At 37.7% G+C, this 13,898-nt stretch carries 11 protein-coding genes and 1 rRNA gene; 7 read left to right on the forward strand and 5 right to left on the reverse strand.

From position 1 onward, the window contains the following. The first annotated feature begins 19 nt into the window (after positions 1 to 19). The 5 genes from rrf to DV356_RS03280 all read left to right on the forward strand — a co-directional run bounded on the left by rrf (position 20) and on the right by DV356_RS03280 (position 2,705). Positions 20 to 135 (forward strand): 5S ribosomal RNA (gene rrf, locus DV356_RS03260). Positions 136 to 369: 234 nt separating this feature from the next. Continuing rightward, positions 370 to 1,299, forward strand: a complete 930-nt coding sequence (locus tag DV356_RS03265) for a LysR family transcriptional regulator (protein WP_112119407.1) — start codon at positions 370 to 372, stop codon at positions 1,297 to 1,299. A gap of 9 nt (positions 1,300 to 1,308) precedes the next feature. Further along, positions 1,309 to 2,043: an azaleucine resistance protein AzlC gene (azlC, locus tag DV356_RS03270; protein WP_112119408.1), complete on the forward strand. Its 735-nt coding sequence runs from the start codon at positions 1,309 to 1,311 to the stop codon at positions 2,041 to 2,043. Beyond that, a complete protein-coding gene (locus DV356_RS03275) occupies positions 2,040 to 2,369 on the forward strand; it encodes a branched-chain amino acid transporter permease (RefSeq protein ID WP_112119409.1) in 330 nt (109 codons plus the stop codon). The genes azlC and DV356_RS03275 overlap by 4 nt, the downstream gene beginning before the upstream one ends. Before the next feature lie 102 nt (positions 2,370 to 2,471). Further along, entirely contained in the window at positions 2,472 to 2,705 is a 234-nt protein-coding gene (locus DV356_RS03280) for a YgjV family protein (RefSeq protein WP_105883253.1), read from the forward strand. A gap of 75 nt (positions 2,706 to 2,780) precedes the next feature. Here the strand turns inward: DV356_RS03280 and prfC are convergent, their stop codons facing one another. After that, on the reverse strand, positions 2,781 to 4,364 hold the full coding sequence (gene prfC / locus DV356_RS03285) for a peptide chain release factor 3 (protein ID WP_005654905.1): 1,584 nt from the start codon (positions 4,362 to 4,364) through the stop codon (positions 2,781 to 2,783). A gap of 178 nt (positions 4,365 to 4,542) precedes the next feature. Here prfC and DV356_RS03290 point away from each other — a divergent pair, with 178 nt between their 5' ends. Together DV356_RS03290 and rnb are read left to right on the forward strand one after the other, a co-directional pair. Further along, complete coding sequence (locus tag DV356_RS03290) at positions 4,543 to 5,331, forward strand: enoyl-ACP reductase FabI (RefSeq protein ID WP_005649928.1); 789 nt, start codon at positions 4,543 to 4,545, stop codon at positions 5,329 to 5,331. An 82-nt stretch (positions 5,332 to 5,413) separates the two neighbouring features. Beyond that, positions 5,414 to 7,393: an exoribonuclease II gene (gene rnb, locus DV356_RS03295; protein ID WP_112119410.1), complete on the forward strand. Its 1,980-nt coding sequence runs from the start codon at positions 5,414 to 5,416 to the stop codon at positions 7,391 to 7,393. Between the two features lie 197 nt (positions 7,394 to 7,590). Here rnb and DV356_RS03300 read toward each other — a convergent pair whose 3' ends face one another. Genes DV356_RS03300 through malQ form a run of 4 tightly spaced genes read right to left on the reverse strand, consistent with a single transcriptional unit; the run spans position 7,591 to position 13,841 of the window. Then, positions 7,591 to 9,255 carry a PTS transporter subunit IIBC gene (locus DV356_RS03300; protein ID WP_032823635.1) on the reverse strand — a complete coding sequence of 555 codons (1,665 nt, stop codon included), beginning with the start codon at positions 9,253 to 9,255 and terminating at the stop codon, positions 7,591 to 7,593. A gap of 10 nt (positions 9,256 to 9,265) precedes the next feature. Continuing rightward, a complete protein-coding gene (locus tag DV356_RS03305) occupies positions 9,266 to 10,057 on the reverse strand; it encodes an endonuclease/exonuclease/phosphatase family protein (RefSeq protein WP_032823634.1) in 792 nt (263 codons plus the stop codon). Between the two features lie 9 nt (positions 10,058 to 10,066). After that, positions 10,067 to 12,334 (reverse strand): glycogen/starch/alpha-glucan family phosphorylase, encoded by a 2,268-nt coding sequence (glgP, locus tag DV356_RS03310; RefSeq protein ID WP_204355978.1) that lies wholly within the window; start codon positions 12,332 to 12,334, stop codon positions 10,067 to 10,069. Further along, positions 12,321 to 13,841 carry a 4-alpha-glucanotransferase gene (malQ, locus tag DV356_RS03315; RefSeq protein ID WP_032823632.1) on the reverse strand — a complete coding sequence of 507 codons (1,521 nt, stop codon included), beginning with the start codon at positions 13,839 to 13,841 and terminating at the stop codon, positions 12,321 to 12,323. The genes glgP and malQ overlap by 14 nt, the downstream gene beginning before the upstream one ends. Positions 13,842 to 13,898 lie beyond the last annotated feature (57 nt).

Below are 13,898 nucleotides of genomic sequence, written 5' to 3' on the forward strand. Positions count from 1 at the left end.
CGAGTTATCAAAGAATTATCCTGGCGGCGATAGTGCGGTGGACCCACCTGAGACCATACCGAACTCAGAAGTGAAACGCTGTAATGCCGATGGTAGTGTGGGGTTTCCCCATGTGAGAGTAGGGCACTGCCAGGTTACCAAATAAAAAATCTAAATATAAATCTATCTAAGATAGATAAAATTAAATTAAGTAAAAACAGAATTAAACAAATTAGATAAAGAATAAATATAGAACCCCAGTTTAAGGACTGGGGTTTTGTATTTTAACTAAAATAATTATCTAAATAATTAATTTTATTAATTAGCATATTTCTAATTTTAATGTATTATACTGGTTCCCTAATTCTTAATTTTATATGAATATTATTAATGAAACCAACCTTTCTAGAATTTAGACATCTTAAAACTTTATTGGCTTTAAAAGAGACAGGTAGCGTTTCTCTAGCTGCAAAGCGTGTATATCTAACCCAATCAGCACTTTCTCACCAAATTAAATTAATAGAAGAACAATTTGGCTTGCCTTTATTTGAGCGTAAAAGTAATCCACTTCGTTTTACTTCAGCGGGAGAGCGTTTAATTCGTCTTGCGAATGAAGTAATACCAAAAGTGATTGATGCTGAACGTGATCTTGCAAGGGTAAAACACGGCGATGCAGGACAGTTACGTATAGCGGTGGAATGCCATACTTGTTTTGATTGGTTAATGCCAGCGATGGATGAATTCCGTCAGCATTGGGGGCTAGTAGAACTGGATATTGTATCTGGCTTTCATACTGATCCCGTTGGTTTATTACTTTCCCATCGAGCAGATTGGGCGATAGTATCAGAAATAGAGCATAATGATGATGTCATTTTTAAACCGCTCTTTTCTTATGAAATGGTTGGGATTTGCTCAAAAAATCATTCTTTAGCAGAAAAAGATATTTGGGAAGCGGAAGATTTTATTGATGAAACTTGGGTAACTTACCCCGTACCTGACGATATGTTAGATCTATGGCGTAAAGTGCTTAAATCAAAAGGCATTAATCCTATTCGCCGTACAACAGAACTTACTATTGCAATGATTCAACTTGTTGCGAGCAAACGCGGCATTGCCACAGTGCCTTATTGGGCTGCCTTGCCTTATTTGGAAAAAGGTTATGTTGTGGCAAGAAAAATCACAAAAAGTGGCTTATACAGCAACTTATATGCCGCGATTCGCAAAGAAGATGAATCTCTTTCTTATTTAGAAGATTTTTATCAAACAGTCAAATCTCAAAGTTTCTCAACTTTACCTGGACTTTCTGTTTTAAATTTATAGACATAATTAATGAATTTATCTCAACAAAATCAACACTCTAACCCAATTACTGAATCGGCTAAAGCTGCTTTTCCCTATAGCGTACCAATGATTGCAGGATTTTTATTTCTTGGCATAGCATACGGTATTTATATGAAAGCACTTGGTTTCGGATTTTTATATCCTACTTTGATGGCTTTACTTATTTATGCGGGTTCTGTTGAATTTATTGCAGCAGGCGCACTTATTGCACCTTTTTCTCCAATCAGCGTATTATTAATTACCTTAATGATTAGTGCCCGCCAAATTTTTTATGGCATATCAATGCTAGAAAAATATGGCATACATATAGGAAAAAAACGCTGGTATTTAATCACAACACTTGTAGATGAATCTTTTTCCCTAAATTATATGGCAAAAATCCCACCGCACTTAGATAAAGGCTGGTATATGTTTTTTGTGAGCTTATATTTGCATATTTATTGGGTACTTGGCGCAGCAATGGGGAATTTATTTGGTACTGTTTTACCTTTTAATTTAAAAGGTGTGGGATTTTCAATGACAGCATTATTCTTAGTTATTTTTGCAGAAAATTGGTTAAAAGAAAAATCCCACGAAAGCTCTCTATTAGGTTTAGGCATCGCATTAGTTTTTTTACTTATTATAGGAAAAGAATATTTTTTAATTCCAACATTAATTGGCATTTGGTTAATTCTAACTATGCGCATAACTAAATTAGAAACAAAATTGGAATCTTTAAAATGACATTAATAGAACAAATCATTACCATCGGAATTTGTATAGTGGCGGTACAATTTACACGTTTATTACCATTTTTTGTATTTCCTGTTAATCGCCCCATTCCACAATATATCCGTTATCTTGGAAAAGTTTTACCCCCTGCAATGTTTGGTATGCTTGTCGTTTATTGCTATAAAAATATTGAGATTTTAACTGGCTATCACGGCATTCCTGATTTGCTTGCAGGGATAGTCGTGCTTGGCTTACATTTCTGGAAGAAAAATATGTTTCTATCTATTGCCGTAGGCACACTTTTCTATATGGTTCTCGTTCAACTTATTTTTATATAATTTTCCCTTGCAAACGGTTGCTTCTTTTTCTTATCTTTTCCTTGCGTTAAAAATCTTTTATCATACCCACCGTTTTTATTTTTAATCAAAGAGAACAAAATAATGGACTTTAATTTTATTGAGTTTTTAGGTTATATGGCGACTTTTTTTGTTGCGGCATCTTTCTTATTTAAATCTATTGTGCATTTACGCATTGTAAATAGTATCGGCGCGATTTTATTTGTTATTTACAGCGTAATTATCACAGCATACCCCGTTGCATTATTAAATGCCTTTTTAGTTGTGGTAAATATTTATCAACTTTGCCGATTAAAACAAGAAAATCTCTCTAAATAAAAGAAAAGCGTTGAATTAAATTTCAACGCTTTTTTTCTGGAAAAGTGCGGTAGAATTTTACCGCACTTTGTCATTTTAATGTTCGCGAGTTTTGTAAAAAACGACATCAGGATAACGTTCTTGAGCTAAATTTAGATTTACCATTGTTGGCGCGATATAGGTTAAATTATCGCCGCCATCTAAGGCTAAATTTTGCTCGTTTTTACGTTTAAATTCTTCAAATTTTTTCCCATCGGCACATTCCACCCAACGAGCCGTGGCAACGTTCACATTTTCATAAATCGCTTCCACGTTATATTCAGTTTTTAAACGCGAAACCACCACATCAAACTGCAACACACCCACAGCCCCCACAATTAAATCGTTGTTTAATAATGGACGAAACACTTGCACTGCACCCTCTTCAGAAAGTTGCACCAAGCCTTTTAACAGTTGTTTTTGTTTAAGAGGATCTTTTAAACGAATACGACGGAACAACTCTGGCGCAAAATTTGGAATGCCTGTAAATTTCAGCGTTTCGCCTTGCGTGAACGTATCGCCAATTTGAATCGTACCGTGATTATGTAAACCGATAATATCGCCTGCGTAAGCTTCTTCGGCGTGAGCACGGTCGCCCGCCATAAAAGTCAGCGCATCAGAAATAACCACATCTTTTCCAATACGGACGTGTTTAAGTTTCATCCCTTTTTCATATTTGCCCGAAACCACACGCATAAACGCCACTCTGTCACGGTGTTTCGGATCCATATTGGCTTGAATTTTAAACACAAAACCACTGAATTTTTCTTCCGCACTTTCCACCGTTCTTGTATCCGCTTGACGAGATTGCGGTTTCGGAGCCCATTGTGTTAAGCCATCAAGGAAATGATCCACCCCAAAATTGCCTAATGCTGTCCCGAAAAATACAGGGGTAAGCTCGCCCTTAATAAAGGCATCTTGCTCAAATTCATTACTTGCGCCTTGCACCAATTCCAATTCATCACGAAGCTGTTGTGCTAAATCATCGCCAACAGCAACATCTAATTCAGGATTATTCAAGCCTTTAACAACACGCACTGCCTGAATGGTTGAACCCTGCCCTGATTGATATAAATAGGTTTCATCTTTTGCAAGATGATAAACGCCCTTAAACAACTTCCCACAGCCAATTGGCCAAGTAATTGGTGCACAACGAATTTTCAACACATTTTCCACCTCGTCCAACAATTCCATCGGATCACGAATATCACGGTCGAGTTTATTCATAAACGTAATAATGGGCGTATCACGTAAACGTGTGACTTCCATCAACTTAATCGTACGTTCCTCCACCCCTTTGGCAGAGTCAATAACCATCAAACAGCTATCCACAGCGGTTAAAGTGCGGTAAGTATCTTCAGAGAAATCTTCGTGTCCAGGGGTATCGAGCAAATTCACTAAACAATCATTATAAGGAAATTGCATCACAGAAGTGGTAATCGAAATCCCACGTTGTTTTTCCATTTCCATCCAGTCAGATTTCGCATGAGCCGCCGAGCCTTTGCCTTTTACAGAACCAGCAGTTTGAATTGCATTGCCGTATAAAAGTACTTTTTCAGTAATCGTTGTTTTACCCGCATCAGGGTGGGAAATAATCGCAAAAGTGCGACGTTTATTAACTTCTTCTAATGGATAACTCATTGTTTCTTCTTTGTTTAATTAAAAATGTGGGCTATTTTCCCTGATTTTAGGTTTTTGCTCAAACGAATTTGTAAATAAAGTGCGGTTAGTTTTCTTAGAAAAATTGGTCGGCTTTGTACAAAGACAAATTTTCGCTTATACTACGCAAGTTTTTTACGCTAACAACATAGGAAAAATTATGGGTTTCTTAACAGGTAAACGCATTTTAGTAACTGGTCTTGCAAGCAATCGTTCCATTGCTTACGGGATCGCAAAATCAATGAAAGAACAAGGCGCAGAACTTGCTTTCACTTATTTAAACGATAAATTACAACCGCGCGTAGAAGAATTTGCCAAAGAATTTGGTTCTGATATCGTGCTTCCTTTAGATGTGGCAACCGATGAAAGCATCCAAAACTGCTTTGCAGAATTAAGTAAGCGTTGGGATAAATTTGATGGTTTTATTCACGCAATCGCATTTGCACCAGGTGATCAATTAGACGGCGATTACGTAAATGCGGCAACTCGTGAAGGCTATCGTATCGCTCATGATATTAGCGCATACAGCTTTGTTGCAATGGCACAAGCGGCACGTCCTTACTTAAATCCAAATGCCGCATTATTAACGCTTTCTTATTTAGGTGCAGAACGTGCAATTCCTAACTACAACGTAATGTGCCTAGCAAAAGCCTCTCTTGAAGCTGCAACGCGCGTGATGGCTGCTGATTTAGGGAAAGAAGGTATTCGTGTGAATGCAATCTCTGCAGGCCCAATCCGCACCTTAGCCGCATCAGGCATTAAAAACTTCAAGAAAATGCTTTCCACCTTTGAAAAAACCGCCGCATTACGTCGCACTGTCACTATCGAAGATGTGGGTAACTCAGCGGCATTTTTATGCTCTGATTTAGCCTCTGGCATTACAGGCGAAATCGTTCACGTTGATGCAGGTTTCAGCATTACTGCAATGGGCGAATTAGGCGAAGAATAATTTTTCTTACATTCTTTTTTAGGCAGGCTTTTCAGTCTGCCTTTTCTCTTTTTTAAAATAATAACGATGTTTCAAAATAACTATGTTTCAAGATAATCCTCTACTCGCACAACTTAAACAACAAATCCACGACAGCAAAGAACAGGTTGAGGGCGTGGTAAAAAGCACAGATAAAGCCTACGGTTTTTTAGAGTGCGATAAAAAAACCTATTTCATCGCACCGCCATCAATGAAAAAAGTGATGCATGGCGACAAAATCAAAGCCACTATTGAAAAACAAGGCGACAAAGAACAAGCCGAGCCAGAAGCCTTAATTGAGCCAATGCTCACACGTTTTATCGCAAAAGTGCGGTTCAATAAAGACAAGAAATTACAAGTGCTGGTGGATCACCCAAGTATTAATCAACCCATTGGCGCACAACAGGCGAAATCGGTAAAAGAAGAATTGCAAGAGGGCGACTGGGTCGTCGCAAATTTAAAAACCCATCCATTACGTGACGATCGCTTTTTCTATGCCACTATTAATCAGTTTATTTGCCGAGCTGACGATGAATTAGCCCCTTGGTGGGTCACATTGGCACGCCACGAACAATCGCGCTATCCCGTGCAAGGCACAGAACCTTATGAAATGTTAGATCAAAAAACACGCGAAAATCTGACCGCACTTCATTTTGTAACCATTGATTCCGAAAGCACAATGGATATGGACGACGCCTTATATATCGAACCCATAGCACAAAACAGCACACAAACAGGCTGGAAATTAGTGGTCGCCATTGCTGACCCAACCGCTTACATCGCCTTAGATTCTCAAATTGAACAAGAAGCCAAACAGCGTTGCTTCACAAATTATTTACCGGGCTTTAACATTCCAATGTTACCTCGTGAATTATCTGATGAATTATGTTCCTTAATCGCCAATGAAACCCGCCCCGCGCTTGTCTGTTATATCGAAACCGATCTTACAGGCAACATCACAGCCAAACCGCATTTTGTTTCCGCTTATGTTCAATCTAAAGCCAAACTGGCTTACAACAAAGTGTCGGATTATTTAGAACAGGCAGACAATGCATGGCAGCCAGAAATGCCAGAAACAGCACAACAAATTCACTGGCTACATCAATTTACCAAAGCACGTATTCAATGGCGCAAAACCCATTCCTTATTTTTTAAAGAAAAACCCGATTATGCCTTTGTGCTGGCAGAAAACGGCAAAGTGCAAGAAATCAAAGCAGAATATCGCCGCATTGCTAATCAAATTGTGGAAGAAGCAATGATTATTGCCAACATCTGCGCCGCCCAATTTTTACACGAACAGGCAAAAACAGGCATTTTCAACACCCATAGCGGTTTTGATAAAAAATTCTTAGAGAACGCACACAATTTCTTAATGGCAAATTTAGCCAATGAACAAAATCAAACTGAACTGGCAGAACGTTATTCAGTAAAAAACTTAGCAACCTTAAACGGCTATTGCCAAATGCGCCACGATATTGAACCCATCGAAAGCGATTATTTAGAACTGCGTTTACGCCGTTATTTAACTTTCGCCGAATTTAAATCAGAATTATCACCGCACTTTGGTCTTGGTTTAGAAGGCTATGCCACTTGGACATCGCCCATCCGCAAATATTCAGATATGGTTAATCATCGCTTAATCAAAGCCGTGCTGGCAAAACAGCCTTATGAAAAACCACAAAATGACGTGTTGGCACGTTTGCAAGAGGCTCGCCGCCAAAATCGCCTCGTAGAACGTGATATTGCCGATTGGCTATATTGCCGTTATCTTGCTGATAAAGTGGCATCAAATGCTGAATTTGAGGCGGAAGTGCAAGATGTGATGCGTGGTGGATTACGTGTGCAATTATTAGAAAATGGCGCCTCAATGTTTATACCTGCGTCCACTTTACATAATAATAAAGAAGAAATACAGGTGAATTCAGATGAGATTGCCCTTTATATTAAAGGCGAACGCCGTTACAAAATCGGGGATTTAGTGAAAGTAAAACTCACCGAGGTTCGAGAAGAAACTCGTAGTATTATCGGTCAGTTAATCATTTAATGACCACTTCCCTTCTAATACTACAAATACCGCTCGTTATACAATGGGCGGTATTTTTTTATAGTACAGAAATTATGGAAATGTTTTCTACGTTGATAGTATTTGGGGATAGATTAAAGATGAGCAATATCGATATAAGGTATTAATATGATATCCCCGCCTTAAAAAGCGGGGATAAAATGAATGTTTAGGCTAAATTACATTTTAGGAATTTCTACGCCCGATGAAAGCACGTCTTGAATATCAGATTTTAAGACATCTGCTTTTGGTCCATAAATCGCTTGGATACCAGAGCCTTTCACGATAAAGCCCATTGCACCTGCTTGTTTCCAACTTGCTTCATCACCCACTAACTCTGGATTATGTACGGTGATACGTAAACGTGTCATACAAGCATCAACATCTGCAATATTATTACGTCCACCAAGTAAGTTGATGATTTGAATAACTTGCGCACTAGCATCCGCAACTTTTGGCTCATTGCTAGAAGCTTCATCTGAACCTTTCGCATCATAGTTACCGTTACGCCCTGCTGTCGCGAGATTAAATTTCTTAATCATAAAGTTCGCGATAAAGAACATAGCCACTGCAAAGAGGATAGATACCCAAATAAAGTTGATCACATCCATACCAATGCCGGCTTTAATCGCCATTGGTGTACGAGTTAAGAATTCAATGTTACCGAATGAATGCACACGTAAGTCAACAATATCTGCCATGGCGAAAGCACAACCTTGTACTAACGCATAAACAATATAAAGCGGTAAGGCGACAAACATAAACATGTATTCAATTGGTTCAGTCACACCAGTTAAGAACACCGCAAGTGCAGAAGAAAGGAAAATACCTTTATAGAGTTTTTTCTTGTCTTCATCCACATTGATATACATTGCGAGAGTCAAACCCATTAAGATACCGGTTGAACCAATCATTTGTCCTACTTTGAAGCGAGCAGGTGTCACAGTTGAAAGAAGTTCGTTATATTGCGTTAAATTACCTGCATCTTTAAGGTTAATTAAGTCAGAAATCCATGCAAGCCATAGTGGGTCTTGACCAAATACTTGTTTACCTTGTTGTACACCTGTTAAGAATTCATAAGTACCACCTAATGAAGTGTAGTTCATTGGGATAGTTAACATATGGTGTAAACCAAATGGAAGTAATAGACGCTCTAAGGTACCATAAATAAATGGTGCTAAAATTGGCGCTGAGTTTTGTGAGTTAGCAATCCATTGACCGAAATGGTTAATTCCAGTTTGAACTAAAGGCCAGAATAGAGATAAGATGATTGCCACTAATACGGAACGATAAATCACAACGAAAGGAACGAAACGTTTACCATTAAAGAAAGTGAGTACTTCAGGTAATTTACGGAAATTGTAGTAACGGTTAAAAGTTGTTGCACCCACAAAACCAGCGATAATACCAACGAACACACCCATATTTAACGCTGGTTGCCCAAGCACATTCACAAAGTAATTCGCCACAGGAATTTCACCGGCCAATACTGTACTTACATGTGCATTTGGATCCGCTAGCATTTCAAGTTTCACACCGAAAAAGTTACCGGTAATTAAGTTAATTAAAATGAAAGCCAGGCCTGCTGCAAATGCGCCACCTGCACGCTCATTTGCCCAGCTACCGCCAATCGCTAAAGCAAATAATAAATGAAGATTACCGATAATCCCCCAACCAATTTGAGCGATAATGTTTCCGACACGCGCTAGCCATTCTGCGTCACTAATCAAAGGCAGTGAGTTGCCAATACTCACCATTAAACCCGCGGCTGGCATAACGGCAATTACTACCATTAGGCATTTACCGAATTTTTGCCAAAACTCAAAACTAAGCATTTTTTTCATATCTATTCTCCTACAAGATGAGAGCTACTTCTACGCCAAAATGGTCGGAAACAATCGGTTTATTTTTTCCATTAAAAATAACCTGACTGGATAAAACCCTTTTTGCTTGGTTTAAAAAAATATAATCTAATCGCTTTTCTTGACTATGGTCTTTCCAGCCATCAATCGCTTTCTCCACAGTGATACCGCTACCCTTTTGCTCTGCCATTTCAAACGTATCAAATAAACCTAAGGATTTAATTTGTTGATAAGCTTGCTGATCGCTTATTGCATCGGTATTAAAATCGCCCATCAAGATTTTAAGATTAGCACTTTGGCTCCGCTCTACAATATAACGGACATTATCGAGTTGGTTTTCCCCATCGCAATTTGGCAAATTGATGTGGCAAGAATAACATTCAATCAACTGACCTTGATATTCTACTGTCAAACCAATGATTTTACGCGAGAGAATCGAGTCAAGGCATCGGTGTTGGCTACAATAAAACGCATCAACATCATAAACGGGCAAGCGGCTTAAAAATGCAATGCCCTCATCATATTTATCATAACCGATATGCGAATTACTCCAAAAAAGCGAGTATTTTTGTGTAACGCGTTGATTGATTTTATTCAACAGAATGACACCATAGTTATCTTGCTTTAATGTTGGCGAAATAGCAGAAGTTGACATCAATTGATTAACTTCTTGTAAGGCAATAATGTCATAGCCCTTTTCCACAATCGTCTCAGCAAGAATCTCTATTTTTTCCGCTTGGTTAGCTTCTAACCAAGCGTGTACATTCAGGGTAAGTAGTTTCATTGCCTCCCCTTAGCCCTCACAATGCCAAATATCAGCATTATATTGAGTGATAGTGCGGTCAGATGAGAAGAAGCCCGCTTTTGCGATATTGTGCACCACTTTCTCATTCCAACTATCTTGATCCTCATAATCGGCTAAGATTTGTTCTTTCGCATCGACATAAGCATTAAAGTCAATTAACGTCATAAACCAGTCTTTATTCAATAATTCGTTATAAAGACGTTCTAAACGCATTTTATTGCCTAATTTTACCACGGTAGGATTCAGAATAAAATCAACCGCTCTTTTAATCTTTTTGTCGTTTTCATAATATTCTTTTGAAACATAACCTGCTGTGTCATAAAGTTTAATAATGCTTTCTGAATCTTTACCGAATGTATAGATATTTTCAGCACCAGCTAATTCTGCAATTTCAACATTAGCCCCATCCATTGTGCCTAACGTTAATGCGCCATTCAGCATAAATTTCATATTCCCTGTACCGGAGGCTTCTTTAGAGGCGAGAGAAATTTGTTCTGAAATATCGGTAGCTGGAATCAGTTTTTCCGCCACGCTCACATTATAGTTTTCCACCAAATGCACGTTTAAATACTTGTTCACTTCAGGATCACTATTGATTAATTCAGATAAACAAAGAATTAAGTGAATAATATCCTGTGCAATAATATAAGCAGGAGCCGCTTTTCCGCCGAAAAGCACGGTAATTTTACGTTTTGGTAATTTACCTGCTTTAATTTCTAAATATTTATGAATCACGTAAAGCGCATTCATTTGTTGGCGTTTATATTCATGGAAACGCTTAATTTGCGTATCAATGATTGAATGTTCATCTAAATCAATATCTTTATTTTCTTTAAGGTACGTTTTTAATGCTAATTTGTTTTCAAACTTAATTTTCGTTAATTGTTGGTGAACCTTTTTATCATCTTTAAAGGCTAACAATTTTTCTAATTTCGTTGCATCATGCAAATACTCATCACCAATCAATTCTTTAATGTAAGCCGCTAATGGTTGGTTAGAAAATTCTAACCAACGGCGGAAGGTAATGCCGTTTGTCTTATTATTGAATTTTTCAGGATATAACGCATAGAACGCTTTAAGCTCTGAATTTTTCAAAATCTCCGTATGTAATGCCGCCACACCATTCACAGAATTTGAAAAGTGGATGTCCATGTGTGCCATATGCACACGTTTTTGTTTATCAATAATTTGTACGGCTGGATCTTGATATTCCGCACGCACTAATTCATCTAATTTTTTAATGATCACCACTAAATGCGGCACCACTTCATCGAGATAATCGAGCGGCCATTTCTCTAGCGCTTCAGCCAAAATCGTATGGTTGGTATAGCCCACCATATTACGTACAATTTCAACCGCTTCTGCAAATTTAATCTGATGTTTTTCCGTTAATAAGTGAATTAATTCAGGAATCACCATTGAAGGGTGCGTATCATTGATCTGTACATAGGCATAATCGGCTAGATCATGTAAATTACTGCCACGTGCAATCGCTTCATCAATTAATAATTGTGCCGCATTTGATACCATAAAGTATTGTTGATAAATACGCAGTAATTCCCCATTTTTATCTGAATCATCTGGATAAAGGAATAAAGTCAGATTTTCTTCAATCGCGGTTTTATCAAACTCAATCCCATTTTTAATCAATTTTGAATTCACTGATTGAATATCAAATAAATTGAGATAATTTTTCGTGTCTTTCTTATAACCTAAAATATCAATACGATCTAATTTAGAGGTTAACGTAAATTTCTTAAATGGCACTTCATAGCTAATATCCGTTGGAATTAACCAAGAGCTATCCTCAATCCAATCATTAGGCTCTGCATGTTGCTCATTCTTTTTAAAGACTTGCTTGAACAAACCATAATGATAATTTAAACCTACCCCCTCAGCATTTAAGCCAAGTGTAGACATGGAATCAATAAAACAAGAAGCCAAACGCCCTAAACCACCATTTCCTAAAGACGGTTCTGGCTCAATATCTTCAATATGACTTAATGATTTACCCGCACTTTCTAATTCTGTTTTGATGTCTTGATATACACCAAGGTTAATCAGGTTATTAGAAAGTAATTTACCAATTAAAAATTCAGCAGAAATATAGTAAACCTTACGTTTACCTGTGTTTTTCGGTTTATCTGCAGAAAGTGTTTTTACGTAATTTAATAATTGAATATAAGTTTCTTTATCGCTTAATTGTTCAAGCGATTTATTGGTTTCGTTTTTTACAAATGTACTAAATTTCATCATTATGTTTTTCCTGATTCACACGTTGATATAACGTGGTCATTTTTGCTAAAAAGTCTTTTTTATCTTGCGTTAAATCAGATTGCTGCATTCTCCATTGCCAGTTTCCACCAATTGTTGAGGGAACATTCATTCTTGAGCTCGCAGGCAAATCTAAAATATCTTGCATTGTTGCAATCGCCGTATTGCTAACCGTTGCAAAGAGCTGACGAATCATTGCTTGGCAAATCGATTCATCCTCACGGCGGTGGGTATAATCATTGATATATTGCTGCTGTTGTTCAGTTAAGCTGTTATACCAACCATTGGTCACATCATTATCATGTGTGCCGGTATAAACAATGGAGTGCGGAATGCAATAATGCGGGCTATCTAAGCTTTTCCCGCTGACATCTTCAAAACCAAATTGCAGGATCTTCATGCCTGGGTAATGACAATCTGCAAGCAGTTTTCTGGCTTTATCATCAATATTACCTAAGTCTTCAGCAATAATCGGCAAATTACCTAGTTGTTCTTTAACCACTTTGAATAAGTCATAACCCGGACCAGGCTGCCAACTACCGTATTTAGCAATATCAGCTTTTCCATCTACTTGCCAATAATCGGAGAAACCTTTGAAATGATCGATACGAAGTACATCATAAATCTTGAAGCTTTCTTCAATTCGGTGAATCCACCAAGTATAGCCTTGTTTTTTATGTTCTTTCCAATCGTAAAGCGGATTACCCCAAAGCTGCCCCGTTGCACTGAACTGATCAGCTGGAACCCCGGCAACAAAAAGCGGATTGCGTTCTTTATCTAATTGGAAAAGTTCTGGTTTGGTCCAAACTTCTACGCTATCTGCTGCCACATAAATTGGCATATCACCGATAATCTGAATACCTTTTTGATTTGCGTAATCTTTTAATTTGCTCCACTGTTTGAAGAAGAAATATTGCGTTACTTTAAAGTACTGAATTTGCTCAGTTAACATGGTGCGATATTTTTCTAGCGTGTTTGGATCACGCGCTACGACTTTTTTATCATCCCATTTTTGCAACGCTTGGTTACCAAAATGTTCTTTAATAGCCATAAACTCAGCAAAATCGTCTAACCACAAGCGGTTGTTTTTTTCAAAATTTTGGAAATCCGCTTGGAATGATTGATTAGCTAAAAAATTTTTCACGGCGATTTCTAAAATTGGACGGTGCGCATAGAAGATGCGTTCATAATCCACGTTAGTTGGATCATCACCAAAATTGACTGATGTATAATTAGCTTCCTTCAACAAGCCTATTTGGGTTAATAAATCAAAATCAATAAGGTGAGTATTGCCTGCAATCGCAGAAAAAGATTGATAAGGAGAATCTCCATAACTGGTGGTGGTAAGTGGAAGAATTTGCCAATAAGTTTGTTTAGTTTCAACTAAAAAATCGACAAAGTCATAAGCAGATTGCCCAAAACTACCAATCCCAAATGAATTTGGTAGAGAAGTAATGTGCATAAGAACACCACTTGAACGAGTCAGCATAATATTTCCTCTAGGAAGTCATGATTTTGGCTCATTCTAACCTAAACATATTTTAAC

It is taken from the genome of Haemophilus influenzae, from assembly GCF_003494325.1.
Taxonomy (GTDB): Bacteria; Pseudomonadota; Gammaproteobacteria; order Enterobacterales; family Pasteurellaceae; genus Haemophilus; species Haemophilus influenzae_I.

What these genes read in the sequence shown, in the direction of transcription:
- DV356_RS03265 (WP_112119407.1), top strand. Translation starts at nt 370, where the DNA reads ATGAAACCAACCTTTCTAGAATTTAGACATCTTAAAACTTTATTGGCT.
- azlC (WP_112119408.1), top strand. Translation starts at nt 1,309, where the DNA reads ATGAATTTATCTCAACAAAATCAACACTCTAACCCAATTACTGAATCG.
- DV356_RS03275 (WP_112119409.1), top strand. Translation starts at nt 2,040, where the DNA reads ATGACATTAATAGAACAAATCATTACCATCGGAATTTGTATAGTGGCG.
- DV356_RS03280 (WP_105883253.1), top strand. Translation starts at nt 2,472, where the DNA reads ATGGACTTTAATTTTATTGAGTTTTTAGGTTATATGGCGACTTTTTTT.
- prfC (WP_005654905.1), bottom strand. Translation starts at nt 4,364, where the DNA reads ATGAGTTATCCATTAGAAGAAGTTAATAAACGTCGCACTTTTGCGATT.
- DV356_RS03290 (WP_005649928.1), top strand. Translation starts at nt 4,543, where the DNA reads ATGGGTTTCTTAACAGGTAAACGCATTTTAGTAACTGGTCTTGCAAGC.
- rnb (WP_112119410.1), top strand. Translation starts at nt 5,414, where the DNA reads ATGTTTCAAGATAATCCTCTACTCGCACAACTTAAACAACAAATCCAC.
- DV356_RS03300 (WP_032823635.1), bottom strand. Translation starts at nt 9,255, where the DNA reads ATGAAAAAAATGCTTAGTTTTGAGTTTTGGCAAAAATTCGGTAAATGC.
- DV356_RS03305 (WP_032823634.1), bottom strand. Translation starts at nt 10,057, where the DNA reads ATGAAACTACTTACCCTGAATGTACACGCTTGGTTAGAAGCTAACCAA.
- glgP (WP_204355978.1), bottom strand. Translation starts at nt 12,334, where the DNA reads ATGATGAAATTTAGTACATTTGTAAAAAACGAAACCAATAAATCGCTT.
- malQ (WP_032823632.1), bottom strand. Translation starts at nt 13,841, where the DNA reads ATGCTGACTCGTTCAAGTGGTGTTCTTATGCACATTACTTCTCTACCA.